The 23,415-nt window shown below is 65.4% G+C and carries 25 protein-coding genes; 12 read left to right on the top strand and 13 right to left on the bottom strand.

The window, feature by feature from the left end:
- Positions 1-97: 97 nt before the first annotated feature.
- Genes G6N38_RS06580 through G6N38_RS06570 form a run of 3 tightly spaced genes read right to left on the bottom strand, consistent with a single transcriptional unit; the run spans position 98 to position 4,614 of the window.
- Positions 98-2,509: a PEP/pyruvate-binding domain-containing protein gene (locus G6N38_RS06580; protein ID WP_163746785.1), complete on the bottom strand. Its 2,412-nt coding sequence runs from the start codon at positions 2,507-2,509 to the stop codon at positions 98-100.
- A 3-nt stretch (positions 2,510-2,512) separates the two neighbouring features.
- Positions 2,513-3,490: a TIGR03617 family F420-dependent LLM class oxidoreductase gene (locus G6N38_RS06575; protein ID WP_163746784.1), complete on the bottom strand. Its 978-nt coding sequence runs from the start codon at positions 3,488-3,490 to the stop codon at positions 2,513-2,515.
- A complete protein-coding gene (locus tag G6N38_RS06570) occupies positions 3,487-4,614 on the bottom strand; it encodes an Rv3169 family protein (protein ID WP_163746783.1) in 1,128 nt (375 codons plus the stop codon). The genes G6N38_RS06575 and G6N38_RS06570 overlap by 4 nt, the downstream gene beginning before the upstream one ends.
- Positions 4,615-4,657: 43 nt before the next feature.
- On the opposite strand from G6N38_RS06570, the gene G6N38_RS06565 reads away from it, so the two are divergent.
- Positions 4,658-5,293, top strand: a complete 636-nt coding sequence (locus tag G6N38_RS06565) for a TetR/AcrR family transcriptional regulator (RefSeq protein WP_163746782.1) — start codon at positions 4,658-4,660, stop codon at positions 5,291-5,293.
- 10 nt (positions 5,294-5,303) lie between these two features.
- Here the strand turns inward: G6N38_RS06565 and G6N38_RS06560 are convergent, their stop codons facing one another.
- The gene (locus G6N38_RS06560) at positions 5,304-6,410 is read right to left on the bottom strand and encodes a fatty acid desaturase family protein (protein WP_163751844.1); all 1,107 of its coding nucleotides are present in this window, start codon (positions 6,408-6,410) and stop codon (positions 5,304-5,306) included.
- Between the two features lie 36 nt (positions 6,411-6,446).
- Here G6N38_RS06560 and G6N38_RS06555 point away from each other — a divergent pair, with 36 nt between their 5' ends.
- The 3 genes from G6N38_RS06555 (at position 6,447) to G6N38_RS06545 (ending at position 8,221) form a co-directional block, all read left to right on the top strand.
- On the top strand, positions 6,447-6,608 hold the full coding sequence (locus tag G6N38_RS06555; RefSeq protein ID WP_163746781.1) for a hypothetical protein: 162 nt from the start codon (positions 6,447-6,449) through the stop codon (positions 6,606-6,608).
- Positions 6,609-6,690: 82 nt separating this feature from the next.
- Positions 6,691-7,401: a GAF and ANTAR domain-containing protein gene (locus tag G6N38_RS06550; RefSeq protein WP_163746780.1), complete on the top strand. Its 711-nt coding sequence runs from the start codon at positions 6,691-6,693 to the stop codon at positions 7,399-7,401.
- 46 nt (positions 7,402-7,447) lie between these two features.
- Positions 7,448-8,221, top strand: a complete 774-nt coding sequence (locus G6N38_RS06545) for a GAF and ANTAR domain-containing protein (RefSeq protein WP_163751843.1) — start codon at positions 7,448-7,450, stop codon at positions 8,219-8,221.
- On the opposite strand, the gene G6N38_RS06540 is transcribed toward G6N38_RS06545, so the two are convergent.
- Both G6N38_RS06540 and G6N38_RS06535 read right to left on the bottom strand, forming a co-directional pair.
- The gene (locus G6N38_RS06540) at positions 8,212-9,030 is read right to left on the bottom strand and encodes a GAF and ANTAR domain-containing protein (protein ID WP_163751842.1); all 819 of its coding nucleotides are present in this window, start codon (positions 9,028-9,030) and stop codon (positions 8,212-8,214) included. The genes G6N38_RS06545 and G6N38_RS06540 overlap by 10 nt on opposite strands.
- A 68-nt stretch (positions 9,031-9,098) precedes the next feature.
- On the bottom strand, positions 9,099-10,730 hold the full coding sequence (locus G6N38_RS06535; RefSeq protein WP_163746779.1) for a fatty acyl-AMP ligase: 1,632 nt from the start codon (positions 10,728-10,730) through the stop codon (positions 9,099-9,101).
- 360 nt (positions 10,731-11,090) lie between these two features.
- On the opposite strand from G6N38_RS06535, the gene stpK7 reads away from it, so the two are divergent.
- On the top strand, positions 11,091-12,893 hold the full coding sequence (gene stpK7, locus G6N38_RS06530) for a serine/threonine protein kinase StpK7 (RefSeq protein ID WP_163746778.1): 1,803 nt from the start codon (positions 11,091-11,093) through the stop codon (positions 12,891-12,893).
- Here the strand turns inward: stpK7 and G6N38_RS06525 are convergent.
- The 4 genes from G6N38_RS06525 to G6N38_RS30980 form a co-directional block, all read right to left on the bottom strand.
- Positions 12,890-13,336 carry a DUF5709 domain-containing protein gene (locus tag G6N38_RS06525; RefSeq protein WP_163746777.1) on the bottom strand — a complete coding sequence of 149 codons (447 nt, stop codon included), beginning with the start codon at positions 13,334-13,336 and terminating at the stop codon, positions 12,890-12,892. The two genes, stpK7 and G6N38_RS06525, sit on opposite strands and share 4 nt — an antisense overlap.
- Positions 13,333-14,619, bottom strand: a complete 1,287-nt coding sequence (locus G6N38_RS06520) for an MFS transporter (RefSeq protein WP_163746776.1) — start codon at positions 14,617-14,619, stop codon at positions 13,333-13,335. The genes G6N38_RS06525 and G6N38_RS06520 overlap by 4 nt, the downstream gene beginning before the upstream one ends.
- A gap of 107 nt (positions 14,620-14,726) precedes the next feature.
- Positions 14,727-15,182, bottom strand: a complete 456-nt coding sequence (locus G6N38_RS06515) for a DUF5994 family protein (RefSeq protein ID WP_163746775.1) — start codon at positions 15,180-15,182, stop codon at positions 14,727-14,729.
- A 201-nt stretch (positions 15,183-15,383) separates the two neighbouring features.
- Positions 15,384-15,515, bottom strand: coding sequence for a hypothetical protein (locus tag G6N38_RS30980; protein ID WP_281357896.1), 132 nt, complete (start codon positions 15,513-15,515; stop codon positions 15,384-15,386).
- 228 nt (positions 15,516-15,743) lie between these two features.
- Between G6N38_RS30980 and G6N38_RS06510 the strand changes: the two genes are divergently transcribed.
- The 5 genes from G6N38_RS06510 to G6N38_RS06490 all read left to right on the top strand — a co-directional run bounded on the left by G6N38_RS06510 (position 15,744) and on the right by G6N38_RS06490 (position 19,785).
- Positions 15,744-16,019, top strand: coding sequence for a hypothetical protein (locus G6N38_RS06510; protein WP_163746774.1), 276 nt, complete (start codon positions 15,744-15,746; stop codon positions 16,017-16,019).
- A 116-nt stretch (positions 16,020-16,135) separates the two neighbouring features.
- Positions 16,136-17,260, top strand: coding sequence for a glycosyltransferase (locus G6N38_RS06505; RefSeq protein ID WP_246227748.1), 1,125 nt, complete (start codon positions 16,136-16,138; stop codon positions 17,258-17,260).
- A gap of 40 nt (positions 17,261-17,300) precedes the next feature.
- Positions 17,301-17,510, top strand: coding sequence for a hypothetical protein (locus tag G6N38_RS06500; RefSeq protein ID WP_407662948.1), 210 nt, complete (start codon positions 17,301-17,303; stop codon positions 17,508-17,510).
- Positions 17,507-18,985, top strand: a complete 1,479-nt coding sequence (locus tag G6N38_RS06495) for a glycoside hydrolase family 130 protein (RefSeq protein WP_163746773.1) — start codon at positions 17,507-17,509, stop codon at positions 18,983-18,985. The genes G6N38_RS06500 and G6N38_RS06495 overlap by 4 nt, the downstream gene beginning before the upstream one ends.
- The gene (locus tag G6N38_RS06490) at positions 18,982-19,785 is read left to right on the top strand and encodes a transglutaminase-like domain-containing protein (protein ID WP_170314154.1); all 804 of its coding nucleotides are present in this window, start codon (positions 18,982-18,984) and stop codon (positions 19,783-19,785) included. The genes G6N38_RS06495 and G6N38_RS06490 overlap by 4 nt, the downstream gene beginning before the upstream one ends.
- Before the next feature lie 78 nt (positions 19,786-19,863).
- On the opposite strand, the gene G6N38_RS06485 is transcribed toward G6N38_RS06490, so the two are convergent.
- Positions 19,864-20,049 (bottom strand): hypothetical protein, encoded by a 186-nt coding sequence (locus G6N38_RS06485; protein ID WP_163746772.1) that lies wholly within the window; start codon positions 20,047-20,049, stop codon positions 19,864-19,866.
- 228 nt (positions 20,050-20,277) lie between these two features.
- On the opposite strand from G6N38_RS06485, the gene G6N38_RS06480 reads away from it, so the two are divergent.
- Together G6N38_RS06480 and G6N38_RS06475 are read left to right on the top strand one after the other, a co-directional pair.
- Positions 20,278-20,877, top strand: a complete 600-nt coding sequence (locus tag G6N38_RS06480) for a TetR/AcrR family transcriptional regulator (protein ID WP_163746771.1) — start codon at positions 20,278-20,280, stop codon at positions 20,875-20,877.
- Positions 20,878-21,017: 140 nt separating this feature from the next.
- Positions 21,018-21,518, top strand: coding sequence for a DUF5994 family protein (locus G6N38_RS06475; protein WP_246227746.1), 501 nt, complete (start codon positions 21,018-21,020; stop codon positions 21,516-21,518).
- A 62-nt stretch (positions 21,519-21,580) separates the two neighbouring features.
- Here G6N38_RS06475 and G6N38_RS06470 read toward each other — a convergent pair whose 3' ends face one another.
- Positions 21,581-21,784, bottom strand: coding sequence for a cold-shock protein (locus G6N38_RS06470; RefSeq protein WP_108053573.1), 204 nt, complete (start codon positions 21,782-21,784; stop codon positions 21,581-21,583).
- A gap of 76 nt (positions 21,785-21,860) precedes the next feature.
- Positions 21,861-23,264 (bottom strand): DEAD/DEAH box helicase, encoded by a 1,404-nt coding sequence (locus G6N38_RS06465; RefSeq protein ID WP_163746769.1) that lies wholly within the window; start codon positions 23,262-23,264, stop codon positions 21,861-21,863.
- Between the last annotated feature and the right edge of the window lie 151 nt (positions 23,265-23,415).

Here is a 23,415-nt window from a genome sequence, read left to right as displayed (position 1 = left end):
ACACGAGCCCGGTCAGACGGTCAGCTTCGCTTTGCTGGTCTACGCGGTTTCCGCCAGAGCCGGATCTGACCGCACGCTATCACCGTGCCTGCGGCCACTAGAGTTCCGCGGCTCCGGTGCTCAACCGAGTGATCAGCCCTTTGTCGCCGTCCACCCGGACGCGATCGCCGGTCTTGAGCACCTGGGTGGCCACCAACGTGTTCACCACGCAGGGAAGTCCGTACTCCCGCGCCACGACCGCGCCGTGGGATACCGAACTTCCGATATCGGTGACCAGTGCGGCGATCACGGTGAAGTACGGAGTCCAGCCCACGTCAGTTACGGGCGCGACGAGTATCTCCCCATGTCGCACCTCGCGCGCATCCTGGATCGACTTCGCCACGCGCACAATACCGTCCGCCGTTCCACGGCTTGCCGGGCGCCCCACGATCTGATCGCCGTCGAGGCCACTCACAGGTCGAGCGATGATGGGCGCCGGCCGTCCGACTGAGACATCGTCGAACTCCAGCGACTGTTGGAACGGCAGCGCGTCTCGGCGCTGCCGCGCACGCCGCACGAGGTCAGCGGTGGCTGCGATATCCGAGTCGCCCACCACTGTGGCCAATTCTGCGCGATCGAAGAAGAAGACCAGATCGGCGTCAGGGATGCGGCCGGACTCGGCTAGCACCTCACCGAGGTGACGGTATCCGAGTTTGAGGCGATGCGCCATCAACGCCATCTTCGATTTGGTCTCCTCACGTCCACGAGCGCCGCCCTGGGCAAGGCGTGCCAGCAGCCGGACCGTCCGCGACCCGGGTGCCTCGACAATGTCGCGCGGTGGAACCGCGCGCGGACAGTCACGGGCTGACTGCACCATGACCTGCATCATCGAACCCAGGCCCTCGGCGTCCTCGGCCCACGCGGGGTCGCGCATGCACAGTTCGCGATACCCGCGGTGTCCGTGGTGAATCAGGAACTTCCGCAGTGCCACCCCGGCACGGCTGTCCGCGTTCCGAACCCCGACCAGCGCATCCGCCGGCGCCGCGGCGAGGAACCGCTCGGCGGCGGCGTCATCGGCGGCGATCTCCCGCACCACCGCGTGTAGTTCGTCGACCATCATTGCGCTCTCGACCTCGGCGGCACCCGCCATGAGCCGAGCGGCCTGCGCTTGAGCCGCGTTCTCGTCGCGGCCATCCTTGGCCGCCCTGCGCACCAGGTAACTCTCGAGCACGTTCGCGCCCACCGCCGCTCGGGACGAGGACCGGACGTGAACCAGTGTGACGTGACAGTACAGATCCACGCCCGACTCCAGCTGCTGCAGAACACTGTTGGCGTCGCGGGAGGTGGGGACGGGGAACGCGGCGATCTGTTCGCCGAGTCGCCGGATCGCCGGCCCCGCGAACAGCGAATAAGACGTCAGTAGGACCGTGTTGATCAGCCTGGAAACAAAGGGCTTTGGCGGTTTGGCCGCCAGCTCATCGACCACCCGACCGCAGATCGACATGGAAAACTGCTCCAACGAGTTGCCCAGAATGCCCGAACTCAGAGCCGTCCCTTCGGTCATGTTCAAGAACATGTGCCCGTAGAAGTAGCCCACTTGAAGCCATTGCGTGTCGTAGCTGTCCTGCGCCCGCGCCACCACTTGGGTCATCTGCATGGCGTAGTCGATCGCATGTCCCGACACCGATGCGGTCAGCGGACAGAACGCCCCCGGCATCATCTCCCCGATGTTGCATCGGGTGTAGACGTGCGAAGGGCCGGCCACCGGAGTGTCCATCTCGTTGAGGTCCCCCGGCAGCGTGGTGATCGGCCGGGCCTGCAGCCACCGCAGCTGCCCGCCGTTGTCGATCGCCCATTCCAGATCCATCGGCTTACCCCAGTGCCGGGCGGCGCGCAGCGCCCCGGCGCGGATCTGCGCGATCTCCTCGTCGGAGAGAACGGGGACGTCGCCGACCTCTCGTACCGCCTGGCCGCCGTCTGGCGTCAACACGAGATGGTCAGAGATACCCGACCCGTCGACGAGTGCTTCGCCGAGCCCGGCGATGGCGTCGATCACCATGAGATCCCTGCGGCCGGTCGCGGGGTCCGCGGTGAAGACCACTCCGGCCGCGCGCGCCTCGACCATCTGTTGGACGACCACATGCATGGTGACCGCACCCGGGCCGGCATCGTGGCCGCCGTAGGCGGAGGCTCGCTCGGAGCTGACGGAGGCAACGCATTGGCGGACGGCTGCGGCGAACCCCTCGAGAGAATCCACCCCGAGCACGGTGTCGTACTGCCCGGCGAAGGAGTGCTCGGCTCCGTCCTCGCCGGTCGCCGAGGATCTGACGGCGACCGGCGACGCGCCCGCCGCCTGCATCTTCATGAAGCGGTCTGTGACCGCGTCCGAAAGGGGCAGCGAAGTGGCACGTGCGATGACGAAACCCGTTGGGACAGAGAGCCCAAGACGGGACAGCTCGGCCAGTCCGAGCGCCTTGCCGCCGTACCGGTCGTCGGTGATCTCGTCGAACTCAATGGTGGTGGTGTGCATCCCTCAGCCCAACGCGTCGATGATCTCGGCCAGCGACTCCACCGCGATGGGCCCGGGTTGATAGAGACAGATCCGATCCGAAACGCCGTCCACGCGATCGCGGATGTGCGCGGCCACCTCGGCCGGTGTGCCACAGGCGGCGATCGTGTGCAGCATCTCGTCATCGATCAGGGTGGCCATCTCCTGCCATCGGCCCTGCTTGGACATGGCGTTCAGTTCGGGTTGCAGGTCGCCCCAGCCGTGCGCATCCAACACCGGCCGGTAGGCGGGAGTGGAGCCGTAGAACGCCAGGAGCATTCGCGTCGACGTGTGATCCTCACCAACCGAAACGATGATCTCGGGTACCACCGCGAAGCCGTCGGCGTCTCGTCCAGCGGCCGCCAGTCCCTCGCGCACAGCGGGCATGGTCTTCTCGTGCAGAAACCGCTTCGACCCGAACGGCATCACCAGCAGGCCGTCGGCCACTTCGGCTGTGGCCCTGGTCATTCGCGGCCCCAGCGCCCCGAGATAGATCGGCGGCGGCCCGAACGGGTTCGGCCCGGGGTTGAACGTCGGCGTCATCAACGTGTGCCGGAAGAACTCACCGCGAAAGTCGAGCCGCTCGCCGGTGTTCCAGGTTTCGAAGATTGCCCGCAGCGCGCCGACCATCTCCTTGATGCGGGCCACCGGGTGGTCGAACTCGGCGCCGTAGCGTTTCTCGATCTGCGCGCGAATCTGCGTCCCGAGACCGAGGATGAACCGCCCCTGGGAGATCTCTTGAAGATCATTTGCCTGATGTGCCAGCTGTATCGGGTTGCGCGGCAGCGCAATCGCCACATTGGTCATCAAATCCAGGCCCTTGACCGTCGAGGCCAGCACCAGCGGGGTGAAGACCTCTCGTGGCCCCTCGAAAGTGAAGACTCCCGACGCCCCGGCTTCGCGCAGCAGTGCCGCCCGTTCTACCGCGCCATTCGGGTCGAACAGCGCTGTCATCACCTTCATGGTGTCGCCACCGCGAGCACGTCGGTCCAGTCGTTGAAGCCCGACGGGTGGTGCGGACCGATGACGGCATGCTCGAACAACCCCGCCCCGTGCTGCGTGCTGCCATCAGGCTCGGTGCAGACGGCTCGACCGACATGGTCGATCAAACTGAACGGAGCTCGGGCCAGCACATCGGGATCGGTCAGATCGTAGGAAACGCGGTCAGCGGACGGCCCACCCTTCCACGTCCCGTGCGCCCAGGATGAGTCCCCGCCGTATCCAGATCCAAAAGCGATGGGCGCGAACAACGTCGAATCGACGTCGAGCTGCAGTCGACTTCCGTCCCGGGTCATCATCTCGATGTGCGCGCCGTACGGGATCCGGGTGCCAGGAGTGTAGTGAATCGTCACGCGCACGCCGTCGAGCTGTTCCACCCTGCCGTCCGGCCACCGTCGAGAGCAGTCATAAAGGCTGCGATGCCCGTCCGGGTCCTCCTGGATGATCAGGAAAATCTGGTAGTCAGGAAAGGCCAGTGGCAGATACAGCCACCACATTCCACCGAAAGCGGTGTCCGGCCGGCCGGCCGGCTCCGGCTCGCCGATGGGCCGGATCCCCCACGACCGGTCGCGGCTGCCCACCGAGGTGTCGGGTGTGACGTTCAGCCGGTCGCCGTCGACGTCGATCCACCCCTCCCAGGTGCCAAGTTGGGCAAAACGGCAGGCCTGTAACGTCACCCGGCGTTCTGAGTGCATGGAATGCGGATGCTCCAACGCGGCCGGGAACAGCCCGCGCCACCGCAGATCGGCCGAGATGCCTTCGGTTTCGGCGACGGTCAGATGCAGTTCCTGGAGGGGTTCGATGACGTCGAGCCGGTAGCCGTTGACGTTCTGGTTGAGACGGTCACCGTCGATCGCGTCACTGAAACGAACGGCGGTCTGTAGGTCGCCGCGCCGGATGAGCAGGTAGGCGTCTTTGACGCCCAGTCGCGGGTAATAGCCGATACCGGTCAGCGCCATGAAACGACCGTCGCGCTCAAGCACATTGAAGTACGAGCGATCGTAGAAGTTGCGATCCGAAGTCTCCGGGGCACTGATCGGCACCGGTGCCTGGTGGATGGGGTACTCGTCGAGTGGACTGAGGATCAACAGGCTCTCCCAATAACGATACGATGCGGGTTATATTTTAATCATGAGAACAGATCGGCCCGGGGATGACAAGGGACCTGCCCGGTCGTCTGCGGGCCGGCCTCGCGACGGCAAGATCGATGCCGCGATCATTGACGCCACCCGTGAGCTACTCCTGGAGACGGGCTACTCGGCGCTGTCGCTGTCGGCCATCGCGGCCCGCGCCGGCACTACCACCGCAGCCATCTATCGGCGCTGGTCGGGCAAGGCACAGCTAGTGCACGAAGCGATCTTGCCGGCCGAAGTCATGGCCATGCCGAGTGCGTCCGGTGAGGTCGAAGAGGACATCCGAGCGCTCGTGGAGGCGACACGCACCATGTTCGACCGCCCGGAAGTCCGGGCCGCCCTGCCTGCGTTGATCGCCGACACGGTCGCTGATCCGGATGTGCACGCCAGGATGATCTCTCGGTTCGCCGGCAGTCTCGCCACCTTCCGGACCAGACTGGACCAGCAGCCCGATCCGGGTGGCGACGATGGGGACCTCCCGCTGCTCGCCGAGATCGTGGTCGGCAGCGCGATATTCCGCATCATCATTCGGCACGACGCACCACTGGACGCTGCGTGGGTGGACGACCTTACCGCCGTCGTCAGCTCGGGCTGGACGTCGATTTCGCGTGGCACATCGGCCAAGGGGCGGTGAGATTGCCGGGCTAGGTTCGACCGACCAGCTGGCTGGGGGCTGGCTTCAAGAAGTGGTCCGGCAGTGCCAACCTCAGGATGCTGCGCTGGGTCTGGAGGAACTGGCCTAGAAGCGGTCCCGTCGTGTACGGCAGCCGGTAGGTCTCGCATAGCGCGCGCACCTGGACGGCGATAGCGGCATAGCGGTTGCTCGGAAGATCCGGGAACAAGTGGTGTTCGATCTGGTAGCACAGGTTTCCGCTCAGAAATGCCAGTACCCGCCCGGCCCGGAAGTTGGCGCTGCCCAACATCTGGCGCAGATACCATTCGGCCTTGCTTTCCTGCTGGATGGCATCGGCCGTGAATGTCGCGACGCCGTCGGGGAAATGCCCGCAGAAGATCACCGCGTAGGCCCAGAGGTTGCGCAGCACGTTGGCTGCGGCATTGGCTGTCAAAGCGCGCCGCCAGCGGGTTCCGTTCAGCGCCGGGATCAAAAGGTAGTCCTTGATGACCTGGCGCTTGATCTTGGCTTTGAAGGCTCGCGTTTGAGCGTTGCGCTCGTCGGGGCTCACCGCGCGCTCATGCTCGGAGTGCAGACCGTGCAGCGCGATGCCCCATTCGAAGATGACGGCCAACAGTACGTTGCGCAACGGCTGCATCAGATTCCGCGGTCGCCACGCGACGTCGCGGGTCACCCGCATGATGCCGAAGCCGAGGTCATCGTCGACACCGACGACGTTGGCGAACACATGGTGGCGATAATTGTGCGAGTACCGCCACTGCGACGTGAGCCCGGCCATATCCCACTCCCAGGTGCTCGAGTGGATCTCGGGATCGTTCATCCAATCCCATTGCCCATGAACAACGTTGTGGCTGATCTCCATGTTCTCGATGCTCTTGGCCACGGCCAGCGACACCACGCCCAGCGCCCAGCCCCGCCGGGATCGGCTGCCGAAGATCAATAGGCGTGCGCCGGCATCCAGTGCGCGTTGGAACATGATCGTTCGGCGAATGTAGGCGGCGTCGCGTGCACCGCGGGAAGCCTCGACCTCGGTCCGGATCGCATCGAGTGCGGCCGCGAGTGCGTCGAGGTCGCGGCGGCTGAGGTGGGCATACTCTGCGACGTCTGTGATGGCGATGATGAGTCCATGGAGGGGCGGCCGTTGCATGCTTGGGTGGCAACGGTATTCGAGGATGTGCCCGACTGTGAGCGGTTGCTCGCGGAGCCGCGGAAGTGGGGCGCCGATTCGGGCTGGCTGCTGGTGCCAGCCATTGAAGCCTACCCGCCCCGCGCGAGTGACGCGATGCCGCCGGGCTTGGTCAAACCCGAGCAATAGTGCACCGACTAGGGGAGGGTGGTGGTATGGCTGCGGAACTATTGCGCGCTGCACCAGCCTTCCACATCTGGTCCGGCCGGCTTTGACGATCCAGGACGAGCTCATTGCGGCCGTCGACGGCCAGCGTGGAGTGCAAGCCGCCGACCGGCTGTGTGAAGCGTGCGTGCTGCTGCTCGACATCGATGCAGCGGCGATCTCGCTTGTTTTCGACGGCGCGAATGCGGGAACGCTGGGCTCCAGCGGTACTTCGGCACGGACATATGACGAATTGCAATTCACCTATGGCGAAGGGCCGTGCCTGGAAGCGGTCACCCTGCGGGCTCCGGTGGCCGTGGTCGATCTCGCCCACCCAGGGGAAGCGCGCTGGCCCAGTTACGGACGGGCGATGCTGGAGCATCGGATCAGGGGTGTCTTCGCCATGCCGGTACTGGCGGCCGGCGAGTACGTCGGCGCCCTCGACCTGTTCCGGGCTCAGCCGGGTCCGCTGGCAGGCGAACAGCTCGCGGGTGCGGCAGCCGCGGCAGAGCTGGCCGGTATCCCGGTGTTGGATTTGCTGGTTGGTGACCTGCAAGCGGCCGTCGACGATCCCGCCAGCAACGCGTGGGCGGAGCTGTGCACGTTGAGCCGGGCCGAGGTCAGCCAGGCAACCGGAATGTTGGTGGCGCAATTGGATGTCGATCCGACCGAGGCGCTGGTGCGGCTGCGTGCACACGCCTACGCCACCGGTCGCAGCGCCACCGAAGTCGCCCGCGACATCATCGACCGGCGGCTGAGACTGGAGACCGACCGATGAGCGACGACAGATGCGCACGCACATCGAGGCCGGGAGGCAAGCCATGGTGAGCGATGACCTTCGCGAAACTCGCGTAATGAGCGCGGTGGTATCACTGGTCGACAGCCTGCTCGATGACTTCGACGTCGTGGACCTGCTGACGGAACTGACCGAACGCTGTGCCGAGCTGCTCGACGTCGCTTCGGCCGGATTCCTCCTCGCCGATCCGCTGCACCGACTACATCTGGTGGCCGCCACCTCCGAGCAGACGCGCGATATCGAGCTGTTTCAGTTGCAGGCCGAGGAAGGGCCCTGTATCGAGTGCTACCGGACGGGTGAGCCGGTTCTGGTCGCCGACCTTTCTGCTCAAGTCGATCGGTGGCCGCGGTTCGCCCCGGCCGCGACCGACGCCGGATTCGCGGCAGTGCAAGCTCTGCCGATGCGTGCCGCCGGCGTCGTGCTGGGGGCGCTCAATTTGTTCGATACCCGGCCCGGTGGACTCAGCGAGGCGGATCTACTGGTCGCCCAGACCCTCGCCCACATCGCGTGTGTGGCTGTCCTGCAGGAACATCCACCCACCCTCGCCACGGTGGTGTCACCGCTGCGGTCGACTCTCATCGGTCGCGTTTTCGTCGAGCAGGCCAAGGGGTTTGTCAGCGAGGTGCTCGGTGTGTCGATGGATGAGGCATTCCGCCTGCTCCGTACCTACAGCTGGACGCGCGGCGAGCACCTGACCGATGTTGCGCGGCGGTTGATGAGGGACCGATATACCCGCCCGGAGTTGATCAGGTCACTGAAGGAACTGGCCAAAGGACCACCGGTGCGGCGTCGTCATGATTGACGTGCCCGCGCCCGCCGGACCGCCTCGTCGACCATCTGCTCGGCCACATCAGCCAGTTTGATGTGCTCCCGCTGACTGATCCGGGTGAGACGTTCGAACGCATCTTGGGCGGTGCCGCCGGAACGACTGCGGATGATGCCGATCGCCTGGTCGATCACCGCGCGGCTGCGCAAGGCCTGTTGCAGTTGCGTCGTGCGCAGTTGAGTACTGGCCAGCAGTTGCGTGTTGTAGACCGATACCGCTGCGGGCCCGGCGAATTGGCTGCCCAATAGGACAGCATGCTCGGTGAACGCGTCGCGGGCGTGGGCGTAGGAGTTGATCGAACCGACGACACGCTCACCGACGGTCAGTGGCAGGGCCAGCACGGAGTGCACACCCATCCGCGCCACCGATCCACCGAAACGGGGCCAGCGGCGGTCACTGCCCAATGAACCACTGACTACCGGCCGTCTGGACTGAATGCAGGTGATGCACGGCCCCTCGTTGAGCTTCTGGTATTGCAAGGTGTCGATGACCTGAATGAACTCCGCAGTCACCGACCACGCCTGAATTCCCAACTCCTCGCCGGCCGAGTCGGTGCCGCGGGGATGGATCAGCGTGACGCCGGCACCGTCGGCGCCCGGTATCGCCTGCACGGCGAATTGTGCTACCTGGCCCAGTATTTCGTCGATACTGCGGGCGTCGGCGACAATGCCTGCCAAGCCGCTGAGCCCGGCGTTCAGGTCCAGCTCGTCGGCCTCGAGCTGGGCGGGCGAGAGCTCCGGTTCCGGGGGCGGCTTGCGGTCGGGCTGCGCGTCGTAATCGTCCATCATCTCTTCTCCCGGGTACTACGGGTGGAGACGGGGAGACCCCTGTGTGATCAATTTACTCGCCACCGTCAGGTGACCAGTGCCAACGCGTGAGCGCGCCGCAACTTGCCCGACGGGGTCTTCGGGATGATTCCTGGTGCCAAGACCACCACGTTGCGCGGCCGGGCGTTGACCTCGACCACCACCTCGTGGACCACCTGGTGCTCGATTCGGCGCACCTCCTCGTGATCGTTGAACGCCTTGGACTCCACCGCAACTGCGAACGATTCGCGGGAATGCCCGGCATCGAGTCGGACAGCCACCGCGCAGCCCGGCCGCACTCCGTCGACGCGCGCGGCGGCGCGTTCGATATCGGTGGGATAGATGTTGCGCCCGGCCATGATGATGACGTCCTTGAGCCGGCCGCAGACCACGATCTCGTCCTTCTCGGTGACGTAGCCGAGGTCGCCGGTGTCGTACCAACCCTGTTCGTCCTGCGCCGAGATGAACCCGGCGACCGTGGTGTAGCCGGGCGTGACGGGCTCGCCGCGGAGTTGGATCACGCCAACGCCTCGCGCGCTCAGCACGCCACCGTCTTCGTCGACGATGCGCGCCTCCAGTCCGTTCAGCAGGCGACCGAGCGTCACCAGCCGCCTGGTGTTCCCCCGCGTCGCCGGCACCGCGCGGTGCAGGACAGCCAGGAGGTCGGCGTCGATCTCGTCGACGGTCATGCCTGCGCCACAGGTGGAAAAGGACGCCGCAACGGTTGTCTCGGCCATGCCGTAGGCGGGCAGGATCGCCTCGGGTTGTAGCCCGTGGGGGGCACCGGCCACACACAGATCCTCGACGTCGGCGGGATCGACCTGTTCGGCACCTGAGAGCGCCCACCGCAGGGACGACAGGTCGAAATCGCCCGGTGTCGCCAGGCGGAGCCTCTTCGCCAACAGGTTGTAGGCAAAGTTGGGCGCCGCGGTCATCGTGGCCTTGTACTTGTCAATCAGCTTGACCCACAACAAGTTATCGCGGAGAAAGTCCATCGGGGTGATCTTGACGAGCTCGACGCCGAAGTACATCGGCACGGTCAGGAAGCCGGTCATGCCCATGTCGTGGAAGCAGGGCAACCAGCTGACGATCACATCGGATTCGACGTCGACCTTCGCGCCGACGAACATCGCTTCAGCGTTCGCCACGACGTTGGCGTGGGTGATCTGAACTGCCTTCGGCGAGCCGGTCGAACCCGAGGTCAGCTGCATCAGGGCGAGGTCATCGCCGCAGGTGTCGACGGGACGCACCGGGTCGGCCCGCAGCAGTTCGTCCGCGATCACCACCCGCATCCCCCGCTCGACGAGAAGCGGCGCGGCCGGTAGGAACGGTTCGCCGACGACGACGGCTTTGGCATCGATCGTGTCGAGTACCGTGGCGGTCTCCTCCGCCCAGCGCAGCAGGTCGGTGCGTGGTGTGGGCTGGTGCAGCATGGTGACACTGGCGCCCCGAATCCAGACGCCCTGCGCGGTGGGTGCGATGTCGACGGGAAGACCGGCGAGCACGGCAACGGCATCCCCGTGGCCAACGCCGGCCGCCGCCAGGCCACCGGCAATCCGGCAGGCGCGTGCGTGCACCTCAGCCCAGGTATGCCGCACGGGGGCCTCGGGTTCGCCTGTGGTCATGCCTTTCATGCTCCACCGGGCGTTTCGGAACATAGTCTCGGTGAACTGGCTCATCGAGTCTTCCTTCTGCAGGCCGCGCACCGGCGTGACCTGCGATGTTGTGGCTAAAGGGGACTGCTGCGAGTGCCGTGGGAGAGCAGCGCTTGTTGGGCCACGCGCCCGGAAATAGGCGCCGGAAAAACAGGTCGGCTTACGTCGGGCAGCGGTGCCCGTGCAGCGGGGAGTTCAGATCGCCGCCGTGACGTTTCCGAGTAGCTGGTGGGTCAGCCACATCGACCGTACCGCGCGGAGGCATTCCCGGTCGAAGACTCGCAGGCCATAACCTGACCTGTGTTTTTGTCCCGCAGACGGCGGTATCTCTGGCAAAGGTGAGGTAGCTTCAATCGACGGTCGGGCGCTGCCGAGGAGTGGCTGGTGGATGCGACACCATTTGGGCACTATCAGCTGCAGGAGTTGATAGGTCGCGGCGGCATGGGCGAGGTCTACCGCGCCTACGACACCAAGACCGACCGCGTGGTCGCCCTCAAGGTGCTCCCGCACCGACTGGCCGAGGACGTCATCTTCCAGCAACGTTTCAGGCGGGAAGCCCAAGCGGTGGCCGCCCTCAACGAACCGCACGTCGTCCCCATCCACGGGTTTGGCGAAATCGACGGCCGGCTGTACCTGGATATGCGCCTGATCGACGGCCGCACCCTGGACGCGGTGCTGTCCGATGCCGGAAAGCCGTTGCTGCCGCCGTCCGCCGTCGATGTCGTCGAGCAGGTCGCCGCCGCTCTGGACGCCGCCCACGCGGCCGGCCTGATCCACCGCGACGTCAAGCCATCCAACATCTTGATCACCGCTCGTGACTTCGCCTACCTCATCGACTTCGGCCTGGCCCGAACCGCGAGCGAGGCGGGGTTGACGACGGCCGGAAGCACGTTGGGGACGTTGGCTTACATGGCCCCCGAACGGTTCAGTGGTGGCCAGGCCGATCTGCGATCCGACGTCTACGGCCTGACCTGCGTGCTCTACGAGTGCCTCACCGGGACCCGGCCCTACCCCAACGACAGCCTGGAACAGCAGATCGCCGGGCACATGACCACGCCGGCCCCGCGCCCGTCCGATAAAGATCCGAGGCTGGCGGCATTCGACGACATCATCGCCAAGGGCATGGCCAAGAAACCTGCCGAGCGATACCGCAGCGCTGGCGACCTGGCCGCGGCCGCTCGCCAGGCGTTGACCACGCGGGTGCGCAAAGTCGGTGGTTCAGGGCGGCACTCGCTGGCCGCGGCACCCCGGCCACACCGCCGGCGGACGCTGTTCGCGGTGGGGGGCGCGATGCTGCTGGTGGCCGCCGCGGGGGTCGGCGCCTGGCAGTGGCAAGCGTCAGACGACCGGTCCAGCGGTGCGACCAGTCTGGCCGGAACCGCGTCCAGCTCGGAGCCGACGCCGCCGGCGTTGGGCGCGGTGCCGTCGATCGCGACGACCGTGCCGAACAAGATCCGGGACTCCGGACGGCTGATCGTCGGTGTCAACATCCCTTATGCACCAAACGAATTCATCGATGCCGACGGCAAGATCGTCGGGTTCGATGTCGATCTGATGAATGCGGTCGCCCGCACTCTTGGGCTGACACCGGAATACCGCCAGACCGCGTTCGAGGCGATCATTCCATCGGTGCGCGCGGGCGACTTCAACCTCGGAATGTCCTCGTTCACCGACACCAAGGAACGCGAAGCGGCCGCCGACTTCGTCACCTACTTCCAGGCCGGCACCCTGTGGGCACAGCGCCCCGGGGTGGCGATCGACCCCGAGAACGCCTGCGGGCTCAAAGTCGGTGTGGCCTATCCCTCTTTGCAGGAGGCCGAGGAGCTGCCCGCCAAGAGCGCCGCGTGTGTGGCCGCCGGCAAGCCGCCGATCAAGAAGGTGACCTACACCCGCCAGGACGACCTCAACACCGCGTTGACGGCCGGCGAGATCGACGCGATGTCGGCCGATTTACCCGTCACCGGGTTCGCCATCAAGACCAGCGGCGGACAGCTCGAGGCCGCAGGCACGGTATTCGACTCCGCGCCCTACGGCTGGCCGGTGGCCAAGGATTCGGGCCTGGCCCAGCCACTGCAGCTGGCACTGCAGCATCTGATCGAGACGGGGGAGTACCGCACCATCGCCACGATCTGGGGCGTCGAGAAGGGTGTGATCGACAAGCCGGTGATCAACGGCGCCCTGCGCTAGTCCTCGTCGTCGATGACATGCATGGCGGCTTCCTCGGCCGATGCCGCGCCACCGTCGATGCCCACATCGGCGGCGAACAGCTCGGAGTCGTCGTCCTCGCCGGAACCCTCGTTGGTGGCCACCAGCCGGCCCGAACGTGCCCGGCCGACTTCGTCGTCCTCGGGGAAGTCCGACTCGTCTTCGGAATCGTCTCCGCTCAGCTCGTCGAGCACATTGCCCAGCCGGGCCACCGGGTCGGGTTCCTCCTCGGCCAGCAGCTCGTCGAGGGTTTCCGGGCCCGGGTGATCGAGGTTCGTGCGTGCATACGGTCGCTCCGGCGGTGAGATCCCCTCGTCGAGGATGTCGTCGACGCCTCGGTCGACCAGGGTGTCCTCGGGTTGTAGCTGGTTGTCGTCTTCGACGCTGTAGTCGCCGCTATCGCTGCTGTCGTCCCAGGTGCTCACAAGTCCAGGATGTCATGGGTCTCGCTCAGCAGCAGGATGCTGACCAAGCTCACCATCGTGAACCCGGCCATCATCGCGGTGATCGCCCAGCTACCGGAGGAGCACAGCAGCATCGGGGAGAGCACCGGAGGCAGGGCGCCGCCGAGGATGCCGCCGATGTTGTAGGACAGTCCGGCACCGGTGTAGCGGTAGCGGGTGGCGAAGATCTCCGGGATGAATGCGGCCAAGGGCCCCATCATGATTCCGATGATCGCGTAGGTGCCGATGATGGCGATGCCGTAACGGACGGGGTCACCGGATTGGACAAGCGGGAACAGGATCAGGGTCCAGGGCAGGGCCAGCGCAGAGCCCAGGGCCAGCACGCGCCGGCGGCCGTAGGTGTCACTGAGTGTCGCCGAGGCGGCGACGAACACGATCGAGCACAGGCCGCCGATCACGCCGACGAGCAGGATCAGGTCCTCGTCGTAATGTAGCTGCGTAGCAGCGTAATTGGGGAAATAGGTGCCAGCCTGAAAGGCGAGCATGAACATGGCGACGACGGCGCCGGCAGCCAGGACGACCTCACGGCCCTGGGTGCGTACCGCCTCGGCGATCGGGACTCCAGCGGGCCCTTTGGCGGCCGACTCGGCGAACACCGGGCTCTCCTCGACGTGCATCCGAATGTAGAGTGCGACGGCCAGCAGGACCGCGCTGAGCAGGAACGGGATCCGCCAACCCCATTGCAGGAAAGCATGATCGGCTTCGCCGAAGGCGCTATGCACCCCGAGAAACACGAGGTTGGCCAACACCAGCGCGGTGCCGAGGCCCAGCTGGGTGAACATGCAGAAGTAGCCACGCCGGCCACGCGGGGCCTGCTCGGCGCTCATCAGCGCGGCACCGGCCCACTCGCCGCCGACGGCGAAGCCCTGCAACAGCCGCATCGTGATCAGCAGCAGCGGGGCGGCCACCCCGATGGTGTCGGTGCTCGGGATGAGGCCGACACCGACACTGCAGGCGCCCATGATCACCAGCGTGAACACCAGCGTGTTCTTGCGTCCGATGCGGTCGCCGAAGTGGCCGAACACCGCCGCGCCGAGCGGTCGGGACAGGAACGCCGCGGCGAATGTGCCCAGGGAGGCGATTGTGGCCGTCAGCGGGCTCAGGTGTGGAAAGAAGACCACGGGAAACACCAGGGCGGCTGCGGTCCCGTAGATGAAGAAGTCGTAGTACTCGATCGCCGAGCCGACATAGCTGGCGAGCGCAACCCGACGAGCGCGAGTGCGGATTCCCTCGAGTGTTTCCATGTGGCAATCGTCACCATCAGCAGATGGTGCGGGTATCCGCCGGCCAGCCGAACTTGGTGGCTGACATCGCTGTCCACCGATCGGTGGACAGCGGTCGGCGCACTCACCTAGCCGCCGTGGCCCACTGCCAGTAGTTCGTCGACCGTGGAGGTGTTCTCGGGAGCCGCGGCGGCCATCATGATGGCGTGGGCCCGATCGGGATCTGTCGCGGCGGGCACGACCAGCAGGACGATCTTCCTGCCGCCCAGACCCTGGATCTCGACGGTGTTGCTGGGCTGCCGCTGATAGCCGCCGAGGCGGACAAATCGTCTGCCGATCGGCATCTTCCTGGCGGCCTTCACCCACTCAGTCAGCTTGTAAAGGACATAGCTGATGGGGCCGAGGCGAACCGACAACACGGCGAGCAGGTCTGGAACCTCCGCCTCGAGGTCTTCGCTATGTGGCCACCAAGCCCCGTCAACACGGCCTGTCATGGGACCTTTTGGTTTCAGCCGCAAGCGCGGCGTGTGTTGCGGTGGCGGCTCGTGCCAGCCGACTGATGGGCGAGGTTCTGGTTGCGTCATTAGGACGCTCCTGTCTGCGGCCGTGAACCCGGCCAGGATCGTCGGCGAGCGCGCCATCTGTGTTCGCGCGCGGAAACACCGCCGATCAGCCGAGCCTACTCGCATTCGCGCCGAAATGAGCGGCTATGGAAGGTGCTCGGCAGATCGTCCGAAAGTTGTTGTTTGCCAGTGCAAATCAAAGAGACCGGCGGAGAGACTCGCTCAGCGATGCTTGATGTTCAGCACGTGGTCCGTGCTCGCGCCGTCGGATTTGGCCCGCTTGTCCGCGCGTTTCTCTTTCAGAGACTTGCCGGCTTTCTTCGTCATTGACTGGCGAGGGGATTTGTCTGCCATGTGCGGCCCTTCGATAGGGGGCCTGTCGACGGTCCCGGTATCAGCGACTGTACGCGCGAATGCCCGTCGGGAAGTTCGCAGTGGCAAAAGCGATGTCACAGTACGACCCTGCGCGCGGGCATCGGCGATCTGGCAGGTCTGGTCGTAGGCGGTCAGTCACTAGCTGAATCACTCACGGAGGTTGCAGGATTCGCGGCTCGCGTGATGCCGAGGGCAAATGGTGTCGGGGTGGCGCTGTTTCGGGCCGCGCCCGACGATGTGGTGGAGGCGTTGTCGTCCGGTGCCGCTGTCGTCGAGGACATCGAGCAGCTTCAGTACGTTGTCCTGCGCGAGGGAACCGCGTTCAGCGCAGTGCGGGAACGCCGCCCTGTGCTGTCCGACTTATTCGCGGACGGACCGGGCGTAGCGCCGCGCCCTCGCCCGCGCACCCGCTGGTCCGGGGGTGTAACGTCGATGTTGTTGGAAACCCAGCCAGTCCGGAATAAGTCAGCCGTCCGCCGCTGAACTTGCCGAGCAATCGCTCATGCCGGGCACGTCGGTGACAACCGCTAAACGGGATCACCTTGAATTTTCTGTCCGTCCTTTCATCGCTGACGCCTGCTGCTGTTCCGTATCGCAGGGTGTCCCGCGTCCCCAGCATCGGAATTCTCAGTACCTTTCCGCCGACCCGATGTGGGCTGGCGACGTTCAGCGCCGCCCTGTCCGAAGGACTGCGCGCCAACAACGCTGCCGTCGATGTCGTTCGGATCGCCGACGGAGTGCCCAGCGATAACGTCGAGGTGGTCGGGGAGTTGATCAACGGCGTGCCGGCATCGGTGGCGGCCGCCGTGGAACTGCTTAATCGATCTGACATCGTGATTGTGCAACACGAATACGGCATCTATGGCGGAGCCGACGGAGACGAGGTCGTGGACATCGTCCGCGGACTACGGGTGCCGGCGATCGTTGTTGCGCACACGGTACTCAAAGAACCTACGCCACAACAGCGTTGGGTTATGGAAACAATCGCCGAAGAGGTTGATCAGATTGTTGTGATGACCGCGGCTGCCCATGCGCGGCTGTGTCAGGGCTACGACATCGACCGGCGAAAGGTCACCACGATCCCGCACGGGGCAACTGTGACGGCCAATGTCCAGGTGAAGCGTTCAGGGCGCCCCACCTTGTTGACCTGGGGCCTGTTGGGGCCGGGCAAGGGCATTGAGCGGGTCATCGACGTCATGGACTCGCTCAGTGAGCTTCCTGGGCGCCCGCGTTACCTGGTTGCCGGCCGCACGCATCCAAAGGTTCTCGCCGCTGACGGTGACGTCTACCTTGATTCCCTTCGGGAACGGGCGAAATCCCGCGGCGTCGCGGATTCGGTGAGTTTCGATCCCGCCTACCGTGACGCCCCGGCACTTGCTGCGATGGTGCAGTCCGCCGCGGTGGTGGTCTTACCGTACGACTCCACCGACCAAGTCACCTCGGGCGTTCTGGTCGACGCGATTGCCAATGGGCGACCGACGGTGGCAACCGCGTTCCCGCACGCCGTCGAACTGCTGGGTGATGGTACCGGGATCGTAGTGCCGCACGATGATACGGATGCGCTGCGGTCGGCTCTGCACATGACACTGACGCAGCCACGGCTGGCTGGACACATGGCGTCCAGGGCCCGCCTCGTGGCGCCCACGATGGCCTGGTCGGTGGTCGCCAAGGAATATCTGCTTATGGCACAACGCCTTCGCGCCAAGAGGTCGGCCTTGGTATGAGTGGCGATATGCCGATTCGGTCTTCGGTCAGCTGCTGCAGATGACGAACCATCATGGCGCTCGGGTCGTTGCCGCTGACCCCGCTGCGAGATGGAATGACGGAGTGCGTATTGCCGCTTCCTGGTTCTCCGGTGCCAACGACACCGGCGGCGGATTCGACGGATTGCAAGCCGACGGCCTTAACCGCAATCAAAGTGCGGAGTCGGCGCTGGCCGTGATCTCGACGCTGCAGCACGCGCTAGAGAGATGACGTCGATAACATCCGGCCTCGCCAAGCGCTCTTCAGTGCGGCTGACGGCCGATCCGTCACGGGTCGTCACCCGGCTCTTCATCCCCGGGCAGGAGGGCTTCGAGCAACACGACTCGCGGGCGGGCGCGGTGCTGACCCGCATTCTCGCGTTGAGTGAAGACGAGGTCCTGGCGTCGTTGGACGATGTCATCACCCGGTTCGACAGCCGACACCGCAGCCTGGGCGATGTCTTCCGCCGGCATGCGCGCGAACTCTCCGACCGGTTGCGCCCCGGCGCGCGAGTATCTGATGCCCGAATGTTGTTGCTGGGTGCCGCGTTCACCGGCGAGTACGCGATCGAAGGGGCTGCAGTGTGCAACCCGAGCATCGTGGCGCACTGGGACCAAACCGGGACAGCTGCCGGCAGCTTGCGATTCGTGATGAGCGTGCGGGGCATCGGTGAAGGCCACCGGTCGTCGATCGGGTTCAGAACCGGCGTGATCGACGAGTGGGGGCAGCCCAGGATCGATCCTCCAGCGGCGCTCGCCACCGTCGGAACGGCGATGCCGACTCTCCTCGATGCCGAAGCCTTCCGCAGCGAACTTAGCCGGCTCGATGATGCGGGGGAGGCGGCTAACTACGTCTTTGATGCGCTCGGTGAGCGGTTCAGCCGAGCCGAGCTGGAACGTCGACTGATCCTGCTCGAGGCCCACTCGAGTACGCGTGGGCGTGCGTTCGAGACGATTTCCGAGATTCGGGCGATCGCCGACAGGAGCTACTCGGTCGAGTTCGCACACCGGATACCGCTTTCCGAACGAGTCCTGTGGCCCGCGACCGAGGCGGAGTCGCTCGGCATGGAAGACGCCCGATTCGTTCGCTTCGTCGACGATGACGACTCGACGACCTTCTACGGCACGTACACCGCCTACAGCGGATCGCGCATTAGCCAGCAGCTACTCACGACGGCCGACTTCCGGTCATTCACCTCGACCCCGATGGTTGGGGACGCATCGGCGAATAAGGGCCTGGCGTTGTTTCCCCGTCGTATCGATGGCCGATACGCCGCTCTGTCGAGGGCCGACCGTGAGTCGAATTCGATCACGTACTCGGATCGCCCGTTCGTGTGGACGGACTCGCAACCCTTCCAGCGCTCAATTGCCCCCTGGGAAGTGCTGCAACTGGGCAACTGTGGTTCACCGATAGAGACCAATACCGGATGGCTGGTGCTCACCCACGGCGTCGGCCCAATGCACACCTACCGGATAGGCGCGGTGCTGCTCGATCTCGATGACCCGACGAAAGTGCTGGGCCGCTTGCACGAGCCGCTGCTGAGTCCTGCAGTCGACGAGCAGAACGGGTACGTTCCCAACGTGGTCTACTCCTGCGGCGCACTCGTACATGCCGACACCGTGGTGCTGCCCTACGGGTTTGGCGACGCCGCGATCGGTTTCGCGACTGTTCCGATGCGCGAGCTGTTGTCGGCGCTGCGCGAATGAGGCGCGAAGTGGGCGCGGCCCTCGATGTGGAGATCACCGGCCCGACGACCTTGGAGTTCCAGATCGCTGTCGCGCCGCATCCGGGCACTTCGGTGTCCGAAGCGTTGTCGTTCGTGTTGGACGGATACCCGATCCCGGCACTGGAGATCAGCGGCACGCACGGCAACCGTATCCACAAACTCGATGTCCCGGTGGGCTACCTGAGGGTCGCCTACGAGGCGACGATCACGGGCCGGACCGGCCCAGCGCCGGTCACCGAGTACGACATGTCAATGTACCTGCGTCCCAGTCGGTACGCCGAGGCCGACAAGTTCTATGGCTTCGCCGCAACGGAATTCGGGAACTACCTCGACTCCGAGGAGCTGCTGGAGAAGGTGTCGGTCTGGGTGGGCACCCGATTGAATTACGTTCCGGGCTCCAGTGATCCGATCGATGGAGCGGTGGACACCTTGCTGGCCGGCGCAGGCGTATGTCGTGACTTCGCGCACCTGGTGGTCGCACTTCTGCGAGCGGTCAACGTGCCGGCCCGCGTGGTGTCGGTGTACGCGCCGGGTCTGTTCCCGATGGACTTCCATGCTGTTGCCGAGGCCTATGTGAACGGGCAGTGGCGAGTGGTCGACGGGACGCTGCTGGCGCCACGGCAGTCGTTGGTGCGGATTGCCACCGGTCGTGACGCCGCGGACATCGCGTTCTTGGACAACCACAAGGGTGCCATCACGCTGCACGCACTGACGGTCATGGCGATCGTTGACGGCGATCTGCCCAGGGACTCCATCGATCAACTGGTGTCGATCGGCTAGAGCGCCCCGCCGAGACGGCACTTGTTGAACGCATTTCGTGAGCAGCGGCGTAAACAACTGCAGTTTCGGCGCTGAAGGCTAGAGCCGGTACATCTCCCGGGACATCGACGCCTGCTCGACGAAGCTGGCCCGCTGTGGCGGGTAGTGCTTTCTCTTGTCCCGGGTTTCACCGTCGCGCTCGGCGAACGCGGGTGCGCGCAGCCACGCCACGGCCCGGCTCAGGAAGCGTGCCGGCGACAGACCGCCGGATCCGATGGCGACCATCACCGCACCGGTACCCAGGTCGCGAGCCGAACTCCAATATCCCCGTGTCCGGGCGTGTCCGTGGTGCTCATGGATGGTCCTCCGTTCGCTTGACCCCTGCGCGCTAGACTAGATCGTCTAGACGGCATCGTCTAGACGATGTGGTCTAGTCCACTCGGTCTAGTGGTCGGCGAAACCGCCCTATAGTGGAAAAGCGCACCTCAGCAGCACTTATCGAAGGCGGTTCGAATGGCAACCCAGGAGGCGGTCCTCCCGCACAAGGAGCGGCTGCTGCGCGCTGGGATCAAGCTGTTCTACGAAAACGGCTTCCACGGGACCACGATCGACGCCGTACTGGCGCAGGCCGGCGTTCCCAAGGGGTCCTTCTATCACCACTTCGGGTCCAAGGACGCCTTCGCCCAAGCGGTCCTGGACCGCTACATCCGGTTCCAGGGTGAGCTGTTCACGACGTGGTTCGCCCGGACCGACCTGTCGACCGTCGATCAGCTGACCGGCTACTTCAAGGACATGTCGCAGGTCTTCATCAACTCCGGTTTCCAGACCGCATGCCTGACGGGGAAGTTCTCCACCGAGATGGGCGCGGCCTCGGACTACTTCCGGCCACAGCTGGCCAGGCAGATCGGGATGTGGAAGACGCGGCTCTCAACGCTGCTCGCGGCGGGTCAGCAACGCGGCGACATCCGCGACGACCGGCCCAGCGAGGATCTCGCCGATGCGGTGCTGGCCCTGATCCAGGGCGCGTTCGTGCTGACCTTGTCCACTCGCGACGAGCGCACCCTCACCTCGGTCTGCACGACAATCAAGGACCTCGTCGCGCCACCGAAGTGAGATACGCCAGCGACGGATGCGACGCACGGAGTACGCTGGCGGACGGTCCGTTTCGCACGATGTCCGCGGATCGACCACCCCGCTGCGTGAGGAACGCCCATGGATCAATTCGTTTCGGCAGCGGCAATCTCGTGAACGGCATGCGCGGGCCGCGCCGCAGAGCCAGCCCGGTTCGGCTCAGCCTCAACGATGTTCTCGGCGGTGACATCGACGGAGCCTGGTGGCCGCGCACCGGCTCGCTGGCCAGTGAACTGCCCGACCTCATCGACGTGCTGCACACGCCACTCGGCGAAATCATCGACATCGATATCAACTGGTCGTCGACGGCGGCGGCGCCGATTCTGGACGCCCATTTTGCGACCGCGATGCGTGCTATGCGGTGGAACGACAGCCGTCAGCGCATCATGGTCATCGTCGGCAAGAACGGATGTGCGCGGCTGCTGGTGATCCCGCACACGACAACCCAAGCACTCGGGCGGATGGTGATGCGCCGCGCGGCCACCATGCCGCTCATCGGTGATGACCACGATGTCCCGGAGTATGCGGTGGCTGATGAAGTAATACGTGCCGCACGGGCGCAAAGCGCGTCCTCGATGGCCCGTACTCAGGCGGCCCCGGCCGCCAACGTTTCCAAAAACTGACCAAAAGCCAAGGGCTGGTACGGCATTGCCGTACCAGCCCTTGGTTGTGGTATGGGGTTCGATCAGACCGCGGAGACTTGCGTCGCCTGGGGGCCCTTGGGCCCCTGTCCTACCTCGAACTGGACACGCTGGTTCTCCTCGAGCGACTTGAAGCCGCTGCCCTGGATTTCCGAGTAATGGACGAACAGATCCTGATCGCCACTGTCGGGAGCGATGAAGCCGAAGCCCTTTTCGCCGTTGAACCATTTCACAGTTCCCTGTGCCATCTGTCTTTCTTCTTTCTTCAGTTGGATGTCCGAAGGCATCCAATGCTTCGTTCCGGCGGGATCGCCGGGACGAAATCTATTTCGTGCCAACCGCCGAGCTCGGCCGGCTGGAGCGACGACGGCCGGGTTGGCCACCGCCATGCTGACTACCGTTGTGCTGGCCGCTACTGCGCTGGCCACCGCCACGCTGACCACCGCTGCGCTGACCGCCACCGCGCTGACCGCCACCGGACTGCCCACCACGAGGAGGGCGGCCCTGAGCGGGGGAGCGGCGTTGCGGCGCGGCGGCCGGAACGACTGCCGGCTGCTGGTAAGGAGCGACCTCACCGACCAGGGCGTGAACTTCCGCCGAGTCGGCCGAAACCTGTTGGGGCGCAACGTTGATACCAGCCTTGCGCAGCAAGGCCTGAGTATCGCGGCGCTGCTCGGGCAGCACCACGGTCACCACGTCGCCGGCCCGGCCCGCGCGTGCGGTACGGCCCGAGCGGTGCAGGTATGCCTTGTGCTCGGCGGGTGGATCGATGTGCACCACCAGCTCCACGTCATCGACGTGGACGCCGCGAGCGGCGATGTCGGTGGCGACCAGCACCCGCGCCGTGCCGGCGGAGAATGCCGCCAGGTTGCGGTCGCGTGCCGGCTGAGAAAGGTTGCCGTGCAAGTCAACTGACGGGATTCCGGCCTCGGTCAGCTGCTTGGCCAGCTTGCGGGCGTGATGTTTGGTGCGCAGGAACAGGATTCGACGCCCGGTTCCAGAGGCCAACGTGTGCACCAGTTGCTTCTTGGCGTCGACGCTGGCCACGTGGAACACGTGATGGGTCATGTCGGCCACCGGCGACTGGTCGGAGTCGACCGCGTGTGACACCTCGTTACGCAGGAACCGGGTGACCAGCTTGTCGACGCCGTTGTCCAGCGTCGCCGAGAACAGCAAGCGCTGCCCGCCGGCGGGGGTGGCCGCCAGGATCCGGGTGACACCGGGCAGGAAGCCCAGGTCGGCCATGTGGTCGGCCTCGTCGATCACGGTGATCTCGACGGCGTCGAGGGTGATCAGGCGCTGGCGCATCAGGTCTTCAAGGCGCCCCGGGCAGGCGACGACGATGTCGACGCCGGACTGCAAGGCCCTGACCTGCTTGTTCTGCGGCACTCCGCCGAAGATGGTGGTGATCCGAAGGCCGGTGGCGTCAGCCATCGGCTGCAGCGCCGCGGTGATCTGGGTGGCCAGCTCGCGGGTGGGCGCCAGCACCAGACCCGAGGGTCGTGACGCACGTCGCGTGGTGCCGGCCAGCCTGCTGATCAGCGGAATGGCGAACGCCAGCGTCTTGCCGCTGCCGGTCTTGCCGCGGCCCAGCACATCGCGGCCGGCCAAGGTGTCCGGCAGGGTCGAGATCTGGATCGGGAAGGGTTGGGTAATGCCCTTGTCGGACAGGGCGCGCACCACTGGTGCGGGCACGCCAAGGTCGGCAAAGGTTGATTCGGTTTGCATGGTGCCTTTCGGGCATTGAATATGTGGCGAGATTGCCGGGGGGCAAAATCGATCGCCGCGAGACTGTGTGCTTGGAGGCACAATCAGCTGAACTCGGTTTCCGGAATTCCGGAAGTGCCGGTGAAGTGAAGGTGTTCCACGACGTGCTGGC

It is taken from the genome of Mycolicibacterium helvum (assembly GCF_010731895.1).
Lineage (GTDB): Bacteria > Actinomycetota > Actinomycetes > Mycobacteriales > Mycobacteriaceae > Mycobacterium > Mycobacterium helvum.
The sequence above is the reverse complement of the archived record's forward strand: the minus strand, read 5'-3'. Positions and strand labels throughout refer to the sequence as shown.